This is a genomic window from Mycobacterium sp. NGS17, assembly GCF_059813205.1.
Genome location: NZ_JCALED010000004.1, coordinates 395,893 through 416,722, shown reverse-complemented (window position 1 = coordinate 416,722; position 20,830 = coordinate 395,893). Strand labels below are relative to the sequence as shown.

Here is a 20,830-nt window from a genome sequence, read left to right as displayed (position 1 = left end):
CCACTAGGGCTTGCGGGTCAGCGCCTCGACGGCCGCCTGCGCCCACTGCCGCCACTGCTCGGCGTTGGCTTTGGCCTCTTCGGCCTCCTTGGTCCGCCCCGCCGCCGCGGCCTTCTGCGCCTGCTGTTCGTATTGCTCGGCGCGGGCCTGGAATTGCTCGGCGCGAGCCTGAGCTTGCGGGTCAGACCAGCCGACGTCGCCCGCGTCGCGCACCTTCTTCTCGACCGCGCGCAGCCGCCGCTCGAGCTCGGCGGACCGCTCGCGCGGCACTTTGCCGATCGCGTCCCACTTCTCGGTGATCGTGCGCAGCGCCGCGCGGGCGGCGTCGTGATTGCTGGTGTCCAGCTTCTCCGCCTCGGCCAGCAACGCCTCCTTGGCGGTCGCATTGGCGCGGAACTCGGCGTCCTTTTCCGCCGTCACCGCGTTGCGCGCGGTGAAGAACACGTCCTGGGCGGCCTTGAACCGCCGCCACAGGGCGTCGTCGACCTCCCGGGTCGCCCGCCCGGCCGCCTTCCACTCGGTGAGCAGCTTGCGGAACTCGGCGCTGGTCGCGGTCCAGTCGGTCGAGTCGGACAGCGCTTCGGCCCGCTCGCACAGCCGTTCCTTGGCCTGGCGGATTCCCGAGCGTTCCCGGTCCAGTTCGGCGAAGTGCGATCCCCGCCTCCGGTTGAAGGCCTCCCGCGCCGCGGAATAGCGCTTCCACAGCGCGTCGTCGACCTTGCGGTCCACCCCGCTGATCGTCTTCCATTCGTCGAGGATCGCGCGGAACCGATCGCCCGCGGCCTTCCACTGCGTCGCGTTGGCGGCCAACTCCTCGGCCTCCGCGGCCAGCGCCTCCTTGCGAGCGGTCTGGGTGGCCCGATGCTCCTCGCGCCGGGAGCGGTCCGCGGCGACGGCCGCCTCGGCGTGTTCGGCGATGGCGCTCAGCCGGCCCGCCAGCGCGTCGACATCGCCCAGCACGGCCGCCGTCGGCAACGCCTCCGTCAGCTGGGCCGCGTGCGCCTTGATCTTGCGCGCATCACCGCTCCCGGAGGCCAGGCGCTCCTCCATCAGGGTGACCTCGGTGGCCAGGTCATCGAAGCGCCGGCCGAAGTGGGCGAACGCCGCCTCCCGGTCGCCGGCCTGCCAGGAGCCGACGATGCGCTCGCCGGCCGAGCTGATCAGCCACACCGTGCCGTCGTCGTCCACGCGTCCGAACTGGTGCGGATTGCTGGGAGGCGGCATCACCAGCGGGTGAGCGGTGCTGGGTCGCGGTGTCGGCCGGGGACCGGGGCGCGGTCCCGGGCGCGGCACCGGCCTAGCTGAATCGTCGCGAGGCTCGTCAGCCGTCATGCGCTCGTCACTACCCTTTCGCAACCCTTCCGCGCGGTCCGTGTCCCGCGCGCCTGCCGCGCGTAGCGGCACCGTTTTCCTGCGTCTGCCGGATGCCCGTGGCCGGGTCCCCAACAGGTGCTTAACAGTATTCAAGCAGCTTGCTCTGGCACGTGCCGCCACCTTGCCGTTCCCGACCGGCCCGACGACGCAGGCCGACGGCGCGCTGCGAGGGGGCTTAGCCAGCGCTCACGGCTAGCTGTGTAGTTCTCTTAGAGTTATCCCACGGGTTACATAGATTGCTGAAGTATTAGTTGAACGGTTACCCGCGGCGTTATTAGCAACGTGTGCAACGTCATAGATTCGTAGTTGAACTGAACGCCAATTGTGCGTGTATTTGCTTGGGCCACGGGGAAAGCTGGGTCGGACGGCCGTCGGGCGGAGGGATCGATCAATGTCAAAAGTTGATGTCGCGGCGTTACTTGCCTTATGCGCGGCGCTGGCATCTGCGGTCGGCGACGTGATCCGTCAGCGCTCCGCGCACGAGATCACCGACAAGCCGGTCGGGCACCTCGAACTGTTCCGCATGTCGCTGCGGGACACCCGGTGGTGGCTGGGTGGCCTGGCCGCGATCACCAACTACAGCCTGCAGGCCGCGGCCCTGGCATGGGGTTCGGTCGTCTTGGTGACCGCCCTGCAGGTGACGGCCCTTCTGTTCGCACTGCCCATCTACGCGCGGCTCGCCCACCACCGGGTGCAGCCGCGGGAATGGATGTGGGCGCTCATCCTGGCCGCCGCATTGGCGGTCGTCATCATCGTCGGCGACCCGGCTGCCGGTGACCAGCGCGCGCCGCTGCGAATCTGGCTCATCGTCGCCCTGGTCATGGTGCCGCTGCTGGTGACCTGCGTGGTGGCCGCGCGGCTGCGGGCCGGCAGCCCGTTTGCGGCCATGCTGCTCGCGGTGGTTGCGGGTTCATCGCTGGCGTTGTTCGCGGTCCTGACCAAGGGCATCGTCGAGATGTCCGAGCACGGCCTGCTGCGCGTGGTCACGTCGCCGGAGTTCGTGCCCTGGCTGTTGGTGGCGCTGGCCGGGATGATCTTCCAGCAGTCGGCGTTCCGCGCCGGCGCGCTGACCGCGTCGTTGCCGACGATGACGGTGGCCAAGCCGGTGGTCGCCGGCCTGCTCGGCGTGCTGGTGCTGAACGAGACGCTGCATGCCACCGGTCCCAAGGCCTTCGTGCTGGTCGGCGCGGTGGCGGTGGTCCTCATCGCCACGATCGCCCTGGCCCGCGGCGAAGCCGCCACCATCGACCGCGCCGAGCAAGGGTCAGGTGGTGCCCCGCGAGAAGTACCGGCCCGGGAGGTGACCGAAGACGACGACTTCGGCCCTCGCAGCGACCGTCTGGTAGTGGCGGACAGCTTTCGCCTCTGACGTCGGGCGCCCGGGCAAACCGAACTGATGCCGGACCGCGGCCGCGGTCACGTTAGTTTGGTTGCGTGCTGAGCGCGATCGCGATCGTCCCTTCGGCGCCTGTCCTCGTCCCCGAACTCGCCGGGGCGGCCGCCGCCGAAGTGGCCGACCTGGCCGCGGCGACGCTGGCTGCGGCCGCGCTGCTGCCCGACCGCTGGGTGGCGATCGGGGTGGGGCCCCAGGACGCCGTGCTGGGTCCCGACGCGGTGGGCACCTTCGCGGGTTTCGGCGCCGACGTGCGCGTCCGGCTTTCCCCGCAGGCCGACGACACCGCCCCACCGGTCGCGTTTCCGGTCTGCGCGCTGCTGGCCGGCTGGGTGCGCGAACGGGCCCAGCCGCACGCCAGCGCGCAGGTCCGGATCTATCGCGCGGATCACGAAGCCGACGCCGCACTGCGCCTCGGCGCGGCTCTGCGGGCCGAAATAGACCGGCTGGCCGAGCCGGTCGGGGCGCTGGTCGTCGCCGACGGCGCGAACACGCTGACTCCGGCGGCCCCCGGCGGATACGACCCGGACAACGCCGACGCGCAAGAGGCGCTGGACGATGCGCTGGCCGTCGGCGATATCGCCGCGCTGCGCCGGCTGCCGCGCCAGATCCTGGGGCGGGTCGCGTTTCAGGTGCTGACCGGGCTGGCCGATCCCGGACCCCGATCGGCCAAGGAGCTGTACCGCGGAGCGCCCTATGGGGTGGGCTACTTCGCGGGCGCCTGGCAGCTGTGACGGCCGCCGTGCGCCCCGTCGCGATCATCGGCCCGACCGGCACCGGCAAGTCGCAGTTGGCCCTCGACTTCGCGGAACGGGTCGAGCGGCTCGGCGTCCGCGCCGAGATCGTCAACGCCGACGCGATGCAGCTCTATCGCGGCATGGACATCGGCACCGCCAAGCTGCCCGTCGCCGCCCGTCGCGGCATCCCGCATCACCAGCTCGACGTCCTCGACGTCGCCGAGACCGCGACGGTCGCCCGCTATCAGGGCGCCGCCGCCGACGACGTCGAAGCGATCGCGGCCCGGGGGGCGGTGCCGATCATCGTGGGCGGCTCCATGCTCTACGTCCAGTCGCTGCTCGACGATTGGTCGTTTCCCGCCACCGATCCCGCGGTGCGCGCGCGCTGGGAGCAGCGGCTCGCCGAGATCGGGGTAGGCGAGCTGCACGCCGAGCTGGCCCGCCGCGATCCCGCCGCGGCCGCGGCCATCCTGCCGACCGACGCTCGCCGCACGGTGCGGGCCCTGGAAGTGGTCGAACTGACCGGTGAGCCGTTCGCCGCGTCCGCGCCGCAGATCGGCGCGCCCAGGTGGGACACCGCCATCGTCGGGCTGGACTGCGACACATCACTTCTCGACGAGCGGCTGGCCCGGCGCACCGACGCGATGTTCGACCAGGGCCTGGTCGGCGAGGTGGTCGCGCTGCTGGACCGGGGATTGCGCGACGGGGTCACCGCCTCGCGCGCGCTGGGCTACGCGCAGGTGCTCGCGGCGCTCGACGCCGGAGGTGGTCCGGAGCGACTCGGCGAGGCCCGCGAGCAGACCTTCGTCGGCACCCGACGCTACGTGCGACGGCAGCGGTCGTGGTTTCGCCGGGACCATCGCGTGCAGTGGCTGGATGCCGCCGATCCCGCCCGGCTCGTCGACGCCGTCATGCGGGTGTGGCGCCACGTATCCTGAGCAGGTGAATTTCGCGAAGGGCCACGGCACCCAGAACGACTTCGTGGTGCTGCCGGACCCGCAGGCCGAGCTGAGCCTGACCGAGTCGCGGGTGGCCGCGCTCTGCGACCGGCGCCGCGGGCTCGGGGCCGACGGCGTGCTGCGCGTCACCACCGCCGGTGCGGCGCTGTCGGCCGGCGTGCTCGACCGGGTGCCCGACGGGGTGGCCGCCGGTGACTGGTACATGGACTACCGCAACGCCGACGGGTCCGTCGCCCAGATGTGCGGCAACGGCGTGCGGGTCTTCGCGCACTACCTGCGCGCCAGCGGCATGGAGTCCCGCGACGAATTCGTGGTCGGGTCGCTGGCCGGCCCGCGGCCGGTCGCGGTGCATCGCGTCGATGCGACCACCGCCGATGTCAGCGTCGACATGGGCAAGGCCAATACGCTCGGCCCGGGCGAGGCGGTCGTCGGCGGCCGGCGGTTCTCGGGCCTGGCGGTCGACGTGGGCAACCCGCACCTGGCCTGCGTGGACCCGGAACTGACTCCCGAGGTGCTGGCGGCGCTGGACGTCGCCGCGGCGGTGAGCTTCGATCCCGCCCAGTTCCCGGACGGGGTGAACGTCGAGATCGTCACCGCACCGGCCGATGGGGCCGTGCACATGCGGGTGCACGAGCGGGGCGTGGGCGAGACGCGCTCGTGCGGCACCGGAACGGTCGCGGCCGCTGTCGCCGCGCTGGCCGGTGCCGGCGCGGCCACCGGCGCCCTGACCGTTCGCGTGCCCGGCGGCGAGGTCGTCGTCACCGTCACCGACGCCACCAGCTTCCTGCGCGGACCGTCTGTACTCGTAGCCCAAGGAGAGCTCAGCGAGGAATGGTGGCGCGAACAGCAGCGTTAAATCAGGTGCGTGACACCGGTTTCGCGTGCATCATCGTGTATTGCCTATGACAGAACCTGAATTTCGCGATCACGCTTCGGTCGTCCCGGAGCCCAGCACGGGCGAACTCGCCCTCGAAGATCGGTCGGCGCTGCGCCGCGTTGCCGGCCTGTCGACCGAACTCACCGACGTCTCCGAAGTCGAATACCGCCAGCTTCGGCTCGAGCGGGTCGTCCTGGTGGGCGTGTGGACCGACGGCACCGCCGCGGACAGCGAGGCCAGCATGGCCGAGCTCGCCGCCCTGGCCGAAACCGCCGGCTCCGAGGTGCTCGAGGGGTTGATCCAGCGCCGGGACAAGCCCGACCCGTCGACGTACATCGGTTCGGGCAAGGCCGCCGAACTGCGCGACGTGGTGCTGGCGACCGGCGCCGACACCGTCATCTGCGACGGTGAACTGTCCCCGGCGCAGCTGACCGCACTGGAAAAGGCCGTCAAGGTCAAGGTCATCGACCGCACCGCGTTGATCCTCGACATCTTCGCCCAGCACGCCACCAGCCGGGAAGGCAAGGCGCAGGTCTCGCTGGCCCAAATGGAATACATGCTGCCGCGGCTGCGCGGCTGGGGTGAATCGATGTCGCGGCAGGCCGGTGGCCGTGCCGGCGGCAGCGGGGGAGGCGTGGGCCTGCGCGGGCCCGGTGAGACCAAGATCGAGACCGACCGGCGGCGCATCCGCGAGCGCATGGCCAAGCTGCGCCGCGAGATCAAGGACATGAAGCAGGTCCGCGACACCCAGCGCAGCCGGCGGGTGCACAGCGACCTGCCCGCGATCGCCATCGTCGGCTACACCAACGCGGGCAAGTCGAGCCTGCTCAACGCGCTGACCGGTGCCGGAGTGCTGGTCCAGGACGCGTTGTTCGCCACCCTGGAGCCCACCACCCGGCGCGCCGAGTTCGATGACGGCCGGCCGTTCGTGCTCACCGACACCGTCGGATTCGTCCGGCATCTGCCGACCCAGCTGGTCGAAGCCTTTCGCTCCACGCTGGAAGAGGTCGTCGACGCCGATCTGTTGGTACACGTCGTCGACGGCTCCGACGTCAACCCGCTGGCACAGATCAACGCGGTCCGCCAGGTGGTCTCCGAAGTCGTCGCCGATTACGGGACCGACCACGACGGTGCAGTGCCGCAGGAGCTGGTGGTGGTGAACAAGGTTGACGCCGCAAGCGATTTGACGCTGGCCAAGCTCCGCCATGCGCTGCCCGGTGCCATGTTCGTGTCCGCACGCACCGGCGATGGTATCGACGCCCTGCGCCGCCGGATCGCCGAGCTCGCCGTTCCCGCCGACACCCCCGTCGACGTCGTGATCCCGTACCACCGCGGCGACCTGGTGGCTCGCCTGCACGCCGATGGGCGCGTCCAGCAGGAGGAGCACAACGCCGAGGGCACCCGCATCCGGGCCCGGGTCCCACTGGCCCTGGCCGGTCGGCTGCGCGAGTTCGCCGCGCGCTGAACGCGTGCTAGTGCGTCGAGACTGCAACCACGCACCCCCGCATCGGCGTGTCTTGTGCCTAGTTGCAGTGTCGCGGCAGCTCGGGCCGCCCGCTAGCGGCCGCTAGCGCCCCGCCGGCTGCCTACCAACCGTCCGGTTGGTATATCTTGGGCTGCAGTATTCCCAGTCGCCGGAGGTCTTCCATGAGCAGCGCCATCAAATATCAGCGCACTCTTTTCGAGTCAGAGCATGACCTGTTCCGTGAGTCCTACCGGGGCTTCCTCGAGCGCCACGTAGCGCCCTACCACGACGAGTGGGAGAAAGAGAAGATCGTCGACCGCGGTGTGTGGCTCGAGGCCGGCAAGCAAGGCTTCCTCGGCATGGCGGTGCCCGAAGAGTACGGCGGCGGCGGCAACCCCGACTTCCGGTACAACGCGATCATCACCGAGGAGACCACCGCCGGCCGCTACAGCGGCATCGGATTCGGCCTGCACAACGACATCGTCGCGCCATACCTGTTGGCGTTGGCCACCGAAGAGCAGAAGCAGCGCTGGCTGCCGAAATTCTGTACCGGAGAGCTGATTACGGCGATCGCGATGACCGAGCCGGGAACGGGTAGCGACCTGCAGGGCATCAAGACCCGTGCCGTCAAGCAGGGCGACCACTACGTGCTCAACGGCTCAAAGACGTTCATCACCAACGGAATCAACTCCGACCTGGTGCTCGTGGTCGCGCAGACCGACCCGGAAAAGGGCTCTCAGGGTTTCTCGCTGCTCGCCGTCGAGCGCGGCATGGAGGGCTTCGAGCGCGGGCGCCACTTGGACAAGATCGGGCTCGACGCCCAGGACACCGCCGAGCTGTCGTTCACCGACGTGCACGTGCCGGCCGAAAACCTGCTGGGCAAGGAGGGCATGGGATTCATCTACCTCATGCAGAATCTGCCGCAGGAACGCATCTCGATCGCCATCATGGCCGCCGCGGCCATGGAGCAGGTGCTCGAGCAGACCCTGCAATACACCAAGGAGCGCAAGGCATTTGGCAAGCCGATCGGCAGCTTCCAGAACAGCCGCTTCGTGCTGGCCGAGCTGGCGACGGAGGCGACCGTGGTCCGCATGATGGTCGACGAGTTCGTCCGCCTGCACCTGGATCACAAGCTGACGGCGGAACAGGCCGCGATGGCCAAGTGGTACTGCACCGAAAAGCAGGTGCAGCTGATCGACCGCTGCCTGCAACTGCACGGCGGTTACGGCTACATGCGTGAATATCCGGTTGCCCGTGCCTTTTTGGACGCCCGGGTGCAAACGATCTACGGCGGCACGACCGAGATCATGAAGGAAATCATCGGACGCAGCCTCGGCGTCTAGCGTTTCGTTTTCTGGATAGCGGCCTCCCACCCGCGGGCGATATCGGGGCAGCAATAGCCGCGAATCGCTGGACGCGACCGACATTCGGGAGTTGTCTCGCACGGTCCTATTGCCGTGAGCGACAAACCGACCGATGCGCGTGGTGCGGGTGTGGGGGGCGGACCGTGAATGCGCCGCCGGCTCACGTACCGTCGGCGCATGTGTTTCCGGTGCGCCGACCGCGTCATCGCGCATAGTCAGCCCCGCGATCGCGCCGTCGGCTCATCCGCGCCGCGCAATTCTGCTGTGCGAGTCGGCAGTCCGGCGTCGTCGCTCGATCGTGCGTTCCCGCCGCCCTCCCGTGCGATATCCGCTACACCGCGCGAACGGTGGCACGGCGGATCGCGATTGGGCCATGGGCAGGCATCATTTCGACATCGGTGTGGTATCCGTTTTTGTAAAATTCGTGATTTGACTTCGCATTTCTTGTTGCTTGGAGCAAAGTTATGCGAGCCCGACGATAAGGCTGATCGTGCGCGGGTCCATTTCCGGCGCGAGTACCGCCCGCTCGCCGGTTATGCAAATAAGGGCATAGCCGCTAAAAGAGCCATGTCCGCCGGCTGGGAGGCTTGGTGAAGGTGCAGAGAGGTCACATGCGCAGGCTGATCGGAAGCGCGCTGGTCAGCTTGACGACCACGGCGCTGGCCGCGGTCTTGTTGGCCCCCACCGCGGTAGCGAGTCCGATAGGCGACGCCGAGGCGGCGATCATGGCCGCGTGGGACAAGGCCGGCGGCGACACCTCGCCATTGGGCGCCCGCAAGGGCGACGTGTACCCCGTCGGGGACGGTTTCGCCCTGGACTTCGACGGCGGCAAGATGTTCTTCACCCCGGCCACCGGGGCCAGATTCGCCTACGGGCCTGTCCTGGACAAGTACGAGTCGCTGGGCGGGCCGGCCGGCAGCGATCTGGGCTTCCCGGCGATCGACGAAGTTCCGGGTCTCGCCGGTCCGGACAGCCGGGTGATCACCTTCTCCGCCAGCGACAAGCCGGTGATCTTCTGGACGCCCGAGCACGGCGCACACGTGGTGCGCGGCGCCCTGAACGCCGCCTGGGACAAGCTGGGCAGCTCGGGCGGGGTGCTCGGTGTGCCGGTCGGCGACGAGACCTACAGCAGCGAGGTGTCCTCACAGAAATTCAGCGGCGGCCAGGTCTCGTGGAACAGGCAGACCAAGCAGTTCACCACCGAACCGCCGGCGCTGGCCGACCAACTCAAGGGCCTGCAGGTGGCGATCGATCCCACCGCGGCGATCAATACCGCCTGGCGCGCGGCGGGCGGCCCCACCGGACCCCTGGGCGCCAAGCAGGGCGGGCAGTATCCGATCGGCGGCGACGGAATCGCCCAGAACTTCGCCGGCGGCAAGGTGTTCTTCACCCCGGCCACCGGCGCGAATGCGGTCGAGAGCGACATCCTGGCCAAATACGAGTCGCTGGGGGGACCGGTCGGCAGCGACCTGGGATTCCCGACCGCCAACGAAACCGACGGCAACATCGGGCGTGCCAGCCGCGTCGCCACCTTCTCCGCTGCCGACAAGCCGGTCATCTTCTGGACGCCCGACCACGGCGCCTTCGTCGTGCGTGGGGCGATGAAGGTGGCGTGGGACAAATTGCGCGCTCCGGCGGGCAAGCTCGGCGCCCCGGTCGGCGACCAGGCCGTCAACGGCGACGTGATCTCCCAGCAGTTCACCGGCGGCAAGGTTTCGTGGAACCGGGCGAAGAACACGTTCAGCACCGATCCGTCCAACCTGGCGCCGCTGCTGTCCGGGCTGCAGGTGTCGGGTCAGGACCAGCCGAGCAATTCGGCCCTGCCGGCGCGCCCGAAGAAGTCCACCTGGCACTGGTGGTGGCTGGTGGTCGCCATTCCGGTGCTGGCGCTGCTCGTGCTGATGGCGTGGGTGCTGTTCGGTGGGCGGCGCCGGCCTGCGCACGAGGAGGCGGCGGCCTACGCGCCCGGTCACGGGGGGAACCTCGGCTACGACGCCGACGAGCGCTGGGGCCACGACGATGCCGACGTCGGCGCCGACCCGTTCGGGCTCGGCGCGACGCATCAACCGGAGCCGGAACCGGACGCCGGGCGGGTCAGCTGGCAACGTCAGGCTCCTGCCGATAGCGACTATCGGTTCCACGAGGAGGAAGACCCCGACGCCGTCGATACCGACTCGATCCCGGTCGTCTCCGCGGAGATGCTGTCGGAGGACGAGTATGCCGAGGCGGGGGCCGACTACGCCGACTACACCGACGGCGTCCCCGAGGTCGCCGAGCCCGAGGCGGCGGACGACGCCGCCTACGTCGACGCCGACGGCCCCGATGCGGGTTATCCGCAGGAGGCGTATCCGGAAGACGAGTACCCCGACGTCGCCGTTTCCGGCATCCCGCCGGAGGGCGACGCGGCGGAAGGCCTCCTGGAAACCGCTGAGCCAGAAGACGAATACCTCGACCTCGCGGCGCCGGAACCGGACGTCGAACCCGAAGCGCACACCGCGACGGAGGCCGACATGACGGACACGGCGGTGGGAGCCGCCGCGGTCGCCGATGCGGTCGCGGCCGGGCCTCCGGCGCGAAGCGGCCGGCACGCCGCCGATGACGCCTCGGAAAACGGCCTGGCTGCCCCGGACGGGCGACCCACGATCCACCTGCCGCTCGATGATCCGTACCAGGCGCCCGACGGATACCCCGTCAAGGCCAGCGCTCGCTACGGCTTGTACTACATGCCGGGTAGCGACCTGTATCAGGACACGCTCGCCGAGCTCTGGTTGTCGAGCGAAGAAGTCGCTCAGGCCAACGGCTTCACCCGGGCTGACTGACCGAGGCCGGGCGCGCGTCAGACCTTGCGGATGACGGTGACGACCTTGCCCAGCACGCTGGCGTCGTTGCCCGGGATGGGATCGAACGCCGGGTTGTGCGGCATCAGCCACACCTGGCCGCCGGCGCGTTTGAACGTCTTGACCGTGGCCTCGCCGTCGAGCATCGCCGCGACGATGTCACCGTTGTCGGCGACGTTCTGCTGACGGACCACCACCCAGTCGCCGTCGCAGATCGCGGCATCGACCATCGAATCACCGACGACCTTGAGCAGGAAAAGCGTGCCCTCACCGACCAATTCGCGCGGCAGGGGAAAGACGTCTTCGACGGCCTCTTCGGCCAGGATGGGTCCGCCGGCCGCGATGCGCCCGAGCACCGGGACGAACGTGGGTTCCGGTAGGGCGTCCGAACCGGCCACTTCGGTGGTGGGGGCCGCCACGTCGTCGTCGGCCCCGCGGACGTCGACGGCCCGCGGGCGGTTGGGGTCGCGGCGCAGGTAACCCTTGCGCTCCAGGGTGCGAAGCTGGTGCGCCACCGATGACGTCGACGTCAGACCGACGGCATCGCCGATCTCCCGGATGCTCGGCGGGTAGCCGCGGCTGGTGACCGAGGCGCGGATGACATTCAGAATGGTGCGCTGCCGTTCGGTCAGCGAGGAATCCACGGAGTGCAGCCGACCCTCGGGACCGGCCGATGAAACGTCGTTGCTGTCGCCCATGGCACCGAATGTAGCCGCACCGAGGACAAGAATCAAACATGTGTTCGAGTGGCGTGTCGCGGCGGTTCGCGTCGGCGCAAAACAAGCGCGAAGCCGGACGAATCACAAATGTGTAACTCTTCGAGATATCGGGTATTTGAGTGCTCGTGACAGTGGTAGAGGCCGACGAACTTGTCGGTGGTGTGATCTAGCGTTTGCTCGTGCGACACGCTTCGCTCAAATGTTCGGTTTCGAACATACAAGCGATTAGTGTCGAACACACGAGCGAGAGCTAGTTGACCGGAGGAACGAAGATGACAGTCATCCACACGCCCGCGCCGCGTACCAGCAGTCTTCGGCGCCCGATCAATGGACCCGTCCTGGGGGCTCGCTACGGACGGGAGGGGCTGGCCCGGTCCCGCCGGCCCGCGCCGTCGCGGCCCGCGGGCGCCGCCACGCGCTACTACGGCACCGGGGTGGCAATGTCCGTCGCTCCGCACCGCAGGCGCGCCGCCACCTGGGCGTCGACCATCGGGCTGGCGCTGGCCGCCGGTGCGATCACGCTGTGGCTGGGTCTCGTCGCGAACGTCGGCCAGGTGCTCAACGGCGACTCCTCGAACTCGGCGACCCAGCTTCCCGACCGGCTCGCCGTCGTCCGCGTCGACGCGGGGGAGTCGCTCCAGGATTTCGCGCACCGCGTGGCGCCCGGCGCGCCGGCACCCCAGGTCGCCGATCGCATCCGCGAACTCAACGATCTGCACTCGCCCAACCTGCTGGCGGGCCAGACCCTCATCGCTCCGGTCGGCTGAGTGGCGTTGCGCCGAAACCGATGTGTTAGCCGTGCAGGTCAGCGCGCGGGTACGCTCAAGGTCCTGCGGTATCTTGTCGGCGCGACGAAGGAGCGGTCATGCACTGTCCGTTCTGTCGCCATCCCGACTCGCGGGTGATCGACTCCCGCGAAACCGATGAAGGCCAGGCCATTCGGCGTCGCCGATCCTGTCCCGAGTGCGGACGGCGTTTCACCACGGTGGAGACCGCGGTCCTGGCGGTGGTCAAGCGCAGCGGCGTCACGGAGCCGTTCAGCAGGGAGAAGGTCGTCAGCGGCGTCCGTCGGGCCTGCCAGGGGCGACAGGTCGATGACGATGCGCTCAACCTGCTGGCCCAGCAGGTCGAAGACACCGTGCGCGCGGCGGGCTCACCGGAGATCCCCAGTCACGAGGTCGGGTTGGCCATTCTGGGGCCGCTACGCGACCTGGACGAGGTGGCTTACTTGCGGTTCGCCTCCGTCTATCGGTCATTCGAGTCCGCGGACGATTTCGAACGCGAGATCCAGGCAATGCGGGATCACCGCAGAGTGGCAGCTCGGGGCTGACACCGGGCCGGGCTCCGATTGCCCGCAACCTCGCCGGGCTAGGCTCGCTTTCATGCCCACGGACTTGCACCCCGACCTCGCGGCGCTTGCCCCGCTCCTTGGGACCTGGTCCGGCCAGGGTGCGGGTAAATACCCGACGATCCCGCCCTTCGACTATCTCGAAGAAGTCGTGTTCGCCCACGTCGGTAAGCCGTTTCTCGCCTACGGACAGAAAACCAGGGCGGTTGCCGACGGGAAGCCGTTGCACGCCGAAACCGGCTACCTTCGGGTGCCGCAACCAGGTCACATCGAATTGGTGCTGGCGCATCCCAGCGGCATCACCGAAATCGAGGTCGGCACCTACTCGGTCACTGGTGACCTCATCGAAATGCAGATGTCGACCACGTCGGTGGGGCTGACACCCAGCGCCAAGGAGGTGACCGCGCTCGGCCGTTCGTTCCGCATCGACGGCGACGAACTCTCCTACACGGTGCAGATGGGCGCGGTCGGGCAACCGCTGCAGGACCACCTCGGGGCGGTGTTACACCGGCAGCGCTGAGGTCCGAGTTAGGCCCTCGTCAATCGATCTGTCGCACACCGTCATTGACGACCCGCCCGGTCACCCCCACCCAGCCCTCGGCGCTCCACCTGGTGTCGATCACGGAGCCCTTGCCCTGGGTGATCCGCAGGCTCTGGCTCAGGTAGTCGGTGATCCGCATCGCCGCCGACCCGGTCGCCTCGTCCTCGACCACACCGAGGTTGGACGCGAACATGCGCGTCCGCAGCCATCCGGCCGCCCGGTCGGTCCAGGCCCACAGGTAGTGCGCGGTGTCGTCGGGATAGTCCGCCTCATCGGCCGCGAGAACCTGGTCGGCTGAACGGAATTCGTGCAGGGCGAAGTCGGGCGCCCATTCCGCGCGGGCGTTGATGCTGGCGCGGTCGCCGTCGTAACCCACCTGCAAGATCCCGGCCCGCACCCGCAGGGTGTTGATCGGCGAACCGTTCTCGCGCAGCCACCATGTCGCGCCGACGGTCGGGTGGCCGGCGAACGGCAGTTCGGTACGCGGCGTGTAGATGGTGGCGTGCGCGCTGGCGCAGCCGGGGGCCGGGAGGTCCACGAAAACCGTCTCGCTGTAGCCCAATTGGGTTGCCAGCCGCTGTCGGTGCTCGGGCTCCACCTGGGCGGCGTCCACCACGCCCAGCGGATTACCGAAGTGGCCGTCCGCATCGGTGAACACCCGCAGCACCGTCACGCCGATCCCCATGAGCCGACTGTACGGCGCCGCGTCGGGCCGCATCGATCAAGGCGATCAGGTGGCGCTGCGTTCGTCGGAGCCCATGGCGTTCAGCACGGCGACACGCGTGGGAGCGGAACCGGAGACGGCCTGCTCGCCGCCGCCGGTGCGGAGCAGTTCGCGAAGACTGGCCTGGTCGTACTCGGCGGGATCGGTGGAATCGATGAAGCGCTCGACGACGTCGATGAAGCGGGCCGGGTCGTCGTGGAAGGGAAAATGCCCGGAGCCTTCGAAGATTTCGAGGCGGGAGCCCGGCATCGCGGCATGCGCCATCCAAGCGTGCCGAACGGGAACCACCACATCCCTTGTGCCCCAGATGATCTGCACCGGGATGGCTTCGGTCAAATAACATCGGTCCAGCATGGTGACGATCTGCCCGCGCCAATCCACCACCGCGCGCAGCGTCCGGCTGAAAGCCGCCGACGCCGTCGGCTCCGGCAGGTCGTCGAGGATGCGCAGCACGTTGGGCAGATCGCGGCCCAGCCCGGTGCTGCCCAGCGCCACGCCCAGGACACGTCCCATGATCTGGACCGCCGGCAGCACCAGCGGCAAGCGCAGCAGGGCGATCGCCTCGCTGCCCATCGGCAGCGAGGCCCAGCGCAGCACGAAGTTGACGTCCTTGGTCACGCCTCCGGCGCCGACCAGGATCAGCCGTTCCACCAGATGCGGGAATTGGTAGGCGAATTGCATAGCCACACCGCCACCCAGCGAGTGACCGACGATGGTGACCCGCTCGATGTCGAGCACGCTGAGCAGGTCACGCATCCCGTTCGCATACGCCGCGATCGAGTAGTCGGCGCGCGGCTTGTCGGATTGCCCGTGGCCGAGCAGATCGGGCGCGATCACCGTAAAACGCTGGGCGAGCTTGGCCTGCACGGTATTCCAGGTGGTGGAATTGTCGCCGATGCCGTGGATCAGCAGTATCGCCGGCCCGGAACCGGCGATGCGGTAGGCCCGCTTGTAACCGTGGATGGTGCGGAACTCGAGTTTGGGTGCGGTCACTTCACGCACCGGGCGGAGCGTGGGTTTGCGCTTCCGCTCGGTCATATCGCCAACCTTGGTGTTGGGCCGGGCTGAGGGCGGGCCGGCTAGGGCGTCACGTGAGTGGGTCAGGGCTTGTCGTCGTCGTCGTACTTCTTCTCCGCCTGCTGGGCCAGAAATCGCTCGAACTCTGCGCCTAGCTCATCGCCGCTAGGCAGATCCTCGTCGCGAGCTAGTAACGATCTGTTCTCCTGAGCGTCGATGAAGGCATCGTACTGGCGCTCCAGCGCGGCCACCACTTGGGCGACCTCCGCGCTCGCTTCCACCTGCTCGTCGATCTTCGCCCGAATCACCTCGGCCGCTTCGGTTAACGCGGTCAGAGGCAGCTCCAGCGACGCGGTCTTGGCGACCTGCTCGAGCAAAGCCTGCGCGGCGGCCGGGTAGTCGGTCTGCGTGAGGTAGTGGGGGACATGCACGGTATAGCCGACGACCTCATGACCGTGCTGGCCCATCCGGTATTCCAGCAGGTTGGACGCGCTGCCCGGGACCTGGATCTCGGAGATCCACGGCTGGAAATTGGCGATCAACTCCGGGTTGTTCGAGTGTGCGGTCATCGTGGTGGGCCGGGTGTGCGGCACCGCCATCGGGACCGTGCCCAGGCCGATGGTCTGGCGCACGCCGAGGCGCTCGGCCAGCAGCCGCACCGCGGTGATGAACCGCTCCCACTTGAGATCCGGTTCCATGCCGGCCAGCAGCAGGAACGGCGTGCCGACCGTGTCGCGCATCGCGTACAGGCTCAGCTCGGGGTCCTCGTAGTGGGTGAAGTGATCGGTCTTGAACGTCATCAATGGCCGCCGCGAGCGGTAGTCCAGCAGTTCATCGATCGCAAAGGATGCGACCAGCTCGGTGTCCAGCACCGCCTTCAGATGCGCGGCGGCGAGCTTGATGGCATGACCGGCGTCGGAAAAGCCCTCCAGGGCGTGCACCAGCACGGGGCCGCGGCCGTCGGACGTCGACAACTGCGGCGCCGGGAACTCGAGTTCGTACATTCCGGCCTGGCCTGGCTGGTACTGATCATCCGGCTCCTGATGGTGAGCCATCTCCGATCGCCTCCTCTCGAAGTTCTCTCCAGGGTGCCCTACCGAGTGTCCCCCGAATCGGGCGGCACCAACATCTATCAGCGAACTTCGCGTTCACGCTCTTAGCTGGAACGCGACAATTCTTACTCGTAATCCGCAAACCACATCCTGGGGGTCACCCGCACGCCCGTTGGCGCACCGTCATGTGTGGGAGTCGGCCTGCCGCCGACCGGTCAGGCATGATGAAGGCGATGCGCATTCGGATCCTGATGCTCTGCTCGGTGGTGGGGGTGGCGACGTCGTTGACGTCGTGTCACCGTCCCGTCGAGCATGTTTCGGGTGCTCCGGTGTCCGCCCCGCGCGTCGGCGGGCCGGTGCAGCGGCTCAGCCAGCCCGAGCAGAAGGCCATCGCGGGTCCGGTCGAGCCGGATCGGCGCATCGGGGCGATTTTCATCGACGGTGGCCCGCTGCACGTGTGCACCGGTTCGGTGGTGCATTCGACGGGCGGCAACCTGATGATGACCGCCGCGCATTGCCTGGCCGGAGCCTCGCTGATCACCTTCGTTCCCGGTTTCGCCGGCGACGCCGCACCCGGTCCGGCCGATGTGTGGAAGGCCGACGCGGTCTACCTCGATCCACGCTGGACGGCGAGCAAGGACCCGCACGCCGACTACGCGATCGCGCGGGTCAGCAACGAGGCCGGCGCTCCCGTCGAGTCCCGGGCCGGCCTGGCGCTGACACTGGGAGTGACTCCTCCGCCGGGCAGCCGCGTCACCGTGCTGGGATACCCGGCAGGCGTGGGCGGCTCGCCCATCGGATGCCAGGCCAGCACGTCGGTCACCGACACCGGGTTCCCCTCCTTGGCGTGTGAGGGGCTGGTGGACGGCACCAGCGGTGCGCCCTGGGTCAGCGGCACCACGCTCATCGGGGTGATCGGCGGTCTCGAGCGGGGCGGCTGCGCCGCGAACATGTCGTACTCGGCGCCGTTCGGCGCACAAACCGCGGAACTGTTGGCCCGCGCCGAGGCCGGGGGGCCCGGCGATCCCGTCCCGAACGACCTTTCCGACGCCTGTTAGTGCCGACCGCCAGCGCGGCGGTTCAGTGCCGGAACTGGTTGAGCGCCCGAACCTTGTTCATCACGTCGAGCGCCGCCACCTTGTAGGCCTCGGAGAACGTCGGGTAGTTGAACACCGCGTCCACCAGGTATTCCACGGTGCCGCCGCAGCCCATCACGGCCTGCCCGATGTGCACCATCTCTGTGGCGCTGGTGCCGAAGATGTGCACGCCGAGCAGCTTGAGGTCTTCGGTGGACACCAGCAGCTTGAGCATCCCGTAGGAGTCCCCGGCGATCTGGCCGCGGGCCAGCTCCCGGTACCGGGCCACCCCGACCTCATACGGGATCGAATCCTTGGTCAGCTCCACCTCGGTGGCGCCGACGTAGGAGACCTCGGGGATCGAGTAGATGCCGATCGGCTGCAGCTCGGTGATCCCGTCGCAGGCTTCCCCGAACGCGTGGTAGGCGGCCAGCCGTCCCTGCTCCATCGAGGTGGCGGCCAGCGCCGGGAAACCGATCACGTCCCCGACGGCGTAAATGTGGGGCACCTTCGTCTGAAAGTTGCCGTCAACGAAGATCCGGCCGCGGTTGTCGGCCTCCAGCTCGGCGTTGTGCAGGTCGAGGTGGTCGGTCTGGCCCTGGCGCCCGGCCGAGTACATCACGGTCTCGGCGGGAATCTGCTTGCCGCTGGCCAAGGTGGTGACGGTGCCCGCCGAGCCGACGTCGACCGCGGTCACCTCCTCGCCGAACCGGAACGTCACCGCCAAATCGCGCAGGTGGAACTTCAGCGCCTCGACCACCTCGGGGTCGCAGAAGTCCAGCATGTCGCCGCGCTTTTCCACCACGGTCACCTTGGTGCCCAGCGCGGCGAACATCGAGGCGTACTCGATGCCGATGACCCCGGCGCCGACGACCACCATCGAGGCGGGCAGCGTCTTGAGGTCGAGGATCCCGTCGGAGTCGAGCACGCGCTCTTCGTCGAACTCGACGCCGGACGGCCGCGCCGGCCGGGTGCCGGTGGCGATGACGATGTATTTGCCACTGATGGTTATCTTTTCGCGCCGCGACGGGTCTTCGACCTCGATGGTGTGCGGGTCGACGAACCGCCCGTGGCCGATCAGCAGGTCGATGCGGTTGCGCATCAGCTGGTTGCGCACCACGTCGACTTCCTTGCCGATCACGTGCTGGGTGCGGGCCAGCAGATCGGCAGGGGTGATCTTCTCTTTCACCCGATAGCTCGCGCCGTAGAGTTCGCGCTGGCTCATCCCGGTGAGGTAAAGGACCGCCTCGCGCAACGTCTTTGACGGGATGGTGCCGGTCTGCACGCACACACCGCCGATCATCTGGCCGCGTTCGACGATGGCCACCGACTTGCCCAGCTTGGCCGAAGCGATCGCGGCCTTCTGCCCGCCGGGCCCCGAACCGATGACCACCATGTCGTACTCTTGCGCCGAGCCCATGGGCTAAACAGTAGAGCAGCACAACTCACAGTGCCGGGTTCATCCACAGCTGCGCCGCCGCACCGGCGCGCGCGAGCACCCGCTGACGGGGCCCACCGTCAGCGTTGGTGCCCATGACCACGCATGCACAACCCGACTTCGAGCTTTCCCGCCCCGGCGCGCTCATCGCCGCGCTGCCCGCCGTTCTCGGCTTCATCCCCGAAAATTCATTGGTACTAGTGTCTTTGGAGGATCGGCAGCTGGGATCGGTGATGCGCGTCGACCTCTCCGAGGAGTTGACCGGCCGCGTCGATCATCTGGCGGAGGTCGCCGCGGCGGCGCGGCCCCAGGCCGTCATCGCGGTGATCGTCGACGCGGACGGCGCGCACTGTCCCAGCTGCAACGAGGAGTACCGGCAGTTGTGTGACGCGCTCGCAGAGTCCTTGGCGCAGCACGACATTGAGCTCTGGGCCACCCACGTGGTCGACCGGGTCGCCCTCGGCGGGCGCTGGCATTGTGTCGAGGGCTGTGGGTCGAGTGGCCTCGTCGAGGATCCCTCGGCGTCACCGCTGGCCGCCGCGGCGGTGCTGGAGGGCAGGCGGCTCTACCCGCGCCGCTCCGACCTGCAGGCGGTCATCGCGCCCGACGACCCGACGCGCAGCGCCGCGCTGGCCGGCGCGGTCGGTCGGCAGGCCGCCCGGCGCCGGGCCGCCCACCGCGCGCATCCGGTGCGCTGCACCCGCGCCGACGTTGAGACGGCGATGTCCGTCGCCAGCCGGGTCGCGGCCGGGGAATCGCCGTCCGACACCGAATTGGCGACGCTGGGCTGCGCGCTCAGCGACGCGCAGGTGCGCGACATCCTGTACGCCCTCGCCGTCGGCGAGAGCGCCGGCGAAGTCGAGTCGTTGTGGGCGCTGCTGGCACGCAGGTTGCCCTCGCCGTGGCGGGTCGAGGCGCTGGTCTTGATGGCGTTCAGCGCCTATGCGCGCGGCGACGGCCCGCTCGCCGGGGTGTCGCTGCAGGAGGCGCTGCGCTGCGAGCCCGACCATCGGATGGCCGGCATGCTGGACACCGCCTTGCAATCGGGCCTGCGGCCCGAGGACATCAGGGACCTGGCGCTCACCGGCTACCGCTTGGCCAAGCAGTTCGGCGTGCAGCTACCGCCGCGCCGGCCGTTCGGCCGCAGGGCCGGGTAGGGGGCACGGACAGCCCGGGTCAGACCTTCTCGACCTTGACCGCGTGCGCCATCTCGTGCGGCAGGGTGACGTTCTCGTGGCCGGGAATGACGATGGTCACCCCGGCGGTGCCGGTCTCGACGGTGACGCGGGCGTTGGGGACGACGCCGGCGTCCTTCAGGCGTGAGATCAGGTCGATGTCGCCCTGCACATGTTCGGTGAGCTGGCGCACCACCACGGCCACCGGCGCGCCGGGTGGCAACTCGGTCAGCCGGACCAGGGGACCGTCTTCGGACCAGGACTCGGGACCCACGCCGAGGTCCAGCAGCCCGGGGATCGGGTTGCCGAAGGGCGAGGTGGTCGGGTTGTTGAGGACCTTCACCAGGCGCCGCTCGACGTCCTCGCTCATCACGTGTTCCCAGCGGCACGCCTCGGCGTGGACCTCTTCCCACGGCAGGCCGATCACGTCGACCAGCAAGCGTTCGGCGAGGCGGTGCTTGCGCATCACGGAAATGGCCAGCGCGCGGCCCTTGTCGGTGAGCTCGAGGTGGCGGTCACCGGCCACGTGGAGTAAACCGTCCCGCTCCATGCGCGACACGGTTTGGCTGACAGTCGGCCCGCTCTGATCGAGGCGTTCGGCGATTCGGGCACGCAGCGGCGTCACGCCCTCTTCTTCGAGGTCGTAGATGGTCCGCAGGTACATCTCGGTGGTGTCAACCAGGTCGTTCATTCAGCACCCTCCGTCGACGCTGAGTCTACTTGCCCAGCTGCGC

General features: G+C 68.8%; 19 protein-coding genes. 12 read left to right on the top strand and 7 right to left on the bottom strand.

Annotated elements, in window-relative coordinates:
* Window positions 1-3 precede the first annotated feature (3 nt).
* Window positions 4-1,332, bottom strand: coding sequence for a DUF349 domain-containing protein (locus AC5Y7E_RS12145; RefSeq protein WP_499949095.1), 1,329 nt, complete (start codon window positions 1,330-1,332; stop codon window positions 4-6).
* 433 nt (window positions 1,333-1,765) lie between these two features.
* On the opposite strand from AC5Y7E_RS12145, the gene AC5Y7E_RS12140 reads away from it, so the two are divergent.
* From AC5Y7E_RS12140 to AC5Y7E_RS12110, 7 genes are all read left to right on the top strand, one after another.
* Window positions 1,766-2,743 (top strand): DMT family transporter, encoded by a 978-nt coding sequence (locus AC5Y7E_RS12140; protein ID WP_499949093.1) that lies wholly within the window; start codon window positions 1,766-1,768, stop codon window positions 2,741-2,743.
* 65 nt (window positions 2,744-2,808) lie between these two features.
* Complete coding sequence (locus tag AC5Y7E_RS12135) at window positions 2,809-3,501, top strand: class III extradiol ring-cleavage dioxygenase family protein (protein WP_499949092.1); 693 nt, start codon at window positions 2,809-2,811, stop codon at window positions 3,499-3,501.
* Between the two features lie 8 nt (window positions 3,502-3,509).
* On the top strand, window positions 3,510-4,442 hold the full coding sequence (gene miaA / locus AC5Y7E_RS12130; RefSeq protein WP_499919820.1) for a tRNA (adenosine(37)-N6)-dimethylallyltransferase MiaA: 933 nt from the start codon (window positions 3,510-3,512) through the stop codon (window positions 4,440-4,442).
* A 4-nt stretch (window positions 4,443-4,446) separates the two neighbouring features.
* On the top strand, window positions 4,447-5,319 hold the full coding sequence (gene dapF / locus AC5Y7E_RS12125; protein ID WP_499949090.1) for a diaminopimelate epimerase: 873 nt from the start codon (window positions 4,447-4,449) through the stop codon (window positions 5,317-5,319).
* Window positions 5,320-5,365: 46 nt separating this feature from the next.
* Window positions 5,366-6,805, top strand: a complete 1,440-nt coding sequence (hflX, locus tag AC5Y7E_RS12120) for a GTPase HflX (protein ID WP_499919357.1) — start codon at window positions 5,366-5,368, stop codon at window positions 6,803-6,805.
* Window positions 6,806-6,987: 182 nt separating this feature from the next.
* Window positions 6,988-8,148 carry an acyl-CoA dehydrogenase family protein gene (locus AC5Y7E_RS12115; RefSeq protein ID WP_499919361.1) on the top strand — a complete coding sequence of 387 codons (1,161 nt, stop codon included), beginning with the start codon at window positions 6,988-6,990 and terminating at the stop codon, window positions 8,146-8,148.
* A gap of 632 nt (window positions 8,149-8,780) precedes the next feature.
* Window positions 8,781-10,988: an LGFP repeat-containing protein gene (locus tag AC5Y7E_RS12110; RefSeq protein WP_499949088.1), complete on the top strand. Its 2,208-nt coding sequence runs from the start codon at window positions 8,781-8,783 to the stop codon at window positions 10,986-10,988.
* Between the two features lie 17 nt (window positions 10,989-11,005).
* Here the strand turns inward: AC5Y7E_RS12110 and lexA are convergent, their stop codons facing one another.
* Entirely contained in the window at window positions 11,006-11,704 is a 699-nt protein-coding gene (gene lexA, locus AC5Y7E_RS12105) for a transcriptional repressor LexA (RefSeq protein WP_499919370.1), read from the bottom strand.
* A gap of 293 nt (window positions 11,705-11,997) precedes the next feature.
* Between lexA and AC5Y7E_RS12100 the strand changes: the two genes are divergently transcribed.
* From AC5Y7E_RS12100 to AC5Y7E_RS12090, 3 genes are all read left to right on the top strand, one after another.
* Entirely contained in the window at window positions 11,998-12,492 is a 495-nt protein-coding gene (locus tag AC5Y7E_RS12100) for a LysM peptidoglycan-binding domain-containing protein (protein ID WP_499949086.1), read from the top strand.
* Window positions 12,493-12,590: 98 nt separating this feature from the next.
* Window positions 12,591-13,055 (top strand): transcriptional regulator NrdR, encoded by a 465-nt coding sequence (gene nrdR / locus AC5Y7E_RS12095; protein WP_499919375.1) that lies wholly within the window; start codon window positions 12,591-12,593, stop codon window positions 13,053-13,055.
* A 52-nt stretch (window positions 13,056-13,107) separates the two neighbouring features.
* On the top strand, window positions 13,108-13,593 hold the full coding sequence (locus tag AC5Y7E_RS12090; protein WP_499949085.1) for a peroxynitrite isomerase: 486 nt from the start codon (window positions 13,108-13,110) through the stop codon (window positions 13,591-13,593).
* 19 nt (window positions 13,594-13,612) lie between these two features.
* On the opposite strand, the gene AC5Y7E_RS12085 is transcribed toward AC5Y7E_RS12090, so the two are convergent.
* The 3 genes from AC5Y7E_RS12085 to AC5Y7E_RS12075 all read right to left on the bottom strand — a co-directional run bounded on the left by AC5Y7E_RS12085 (window position 13,613) and on the right by AC5Y7E_RS12075 (window position 16,410).
* On the bottom strand, window positions 13,613-14,299 hold the full coding sequence (locus AC5Y7E_RS12085) for a PhzF family phenazine biosynthesis protein (RefSeq protein WP_499949083.1): 687 nt from the start codon (window positions 14,297-14,299) through the stop codon (window positions 13,613-13,615).
* Between the two features lie 45 nt (window positions 14,300-14,344).
* A complete protein-coding gene (locus AC5Y7E_RS12080) occupies window positions 14,345-15,376 on the bottom strand; it encodes an alpha/beta fold hydrolase (RefSeq protein WP_499949082.1) in 1,032 nt (343 codons plus the stop codon).
* 62 nt (window positions 15,377-15,438) lie between these two features.
* On the bottom strand, window positions 15,439-16,410 hold the full coding sequence (locus tag AC5Y7E_RS12075; protein ID WP_499919380.1) for a proteasome assembly chaperone family protein: 972 nt from the start codon (window positions 16,408-16,410) through the stop codon (window positions 15,439-15,441).
* Window positions 16,411-16,628: 218 nt separating this feature from the next.
* On the opposite strand from AC5Y7E_RS12075, the gene AC5Y7E_RS12070 reads away from it, so the two are divergent.
* Window positions 16,629-17,465, top strand: a complete 837-nt coding sequence (locus AC5Y7E_RS12070; RefSeq protein WP_499949080.1) for a trypsin-like serine peptidase — start codon at window positions 16,629-16,631, stop codon at window positions 17,463-17,465.
* A gap of 22 nt (window positions 17,466-17,487) precedes the next feature.
* On the opposite strand, the gene sthA is transcribed toward AC5Y7E_RS12070, so the two are convergent.
* Entirely contained in the window at window positions 17,488-18,903 is a 1,416-nt protein-coding gene (sthA, locus tag AC5Y7E_RS12065) for a Si-specific NAD(P)(+) transhydrogenase (RefSeq protein WP_499949078.1), read from the bottom strand.
* A gap of 113 nt (window positions 18,904-19,016) precedes the next feature.
* On the opposite strand from sthA, the gene AC5Y7E_RS12060 reads away from it, so the two are divergent.
* Window positions 19,017-20,078, top strand: a complete 1,062-nt coding sequence (locus tag AC5Y7E_RS12060; protein WP_499949076.1) for a DUF4192 domain-containing protein — start codon at window positions 19,017-19,019, stop codon at window positions 20,076-20,078.
* A 19-nt stretch (window positions 20,079-20,097) separates the two neighbouring features.
* On the opposite strand, the gene AC5Y7E_RS12055 is transcribed toward AC5Y7E_RS12060, so the two are convergent.
* Window positions 20,098-20,787, bottom strand: coding sequence for an iron-dependent transcriptional repressor DtxR (locus AC5Y7E_RS12055; protein WP_499919389.1), 690 nt, complete (start codon window positions 20,785-20,787; stop codon window positions 20,098-20,100).
* Window positions 20,788-20,830: the final 43 nt, after the last annotated feature.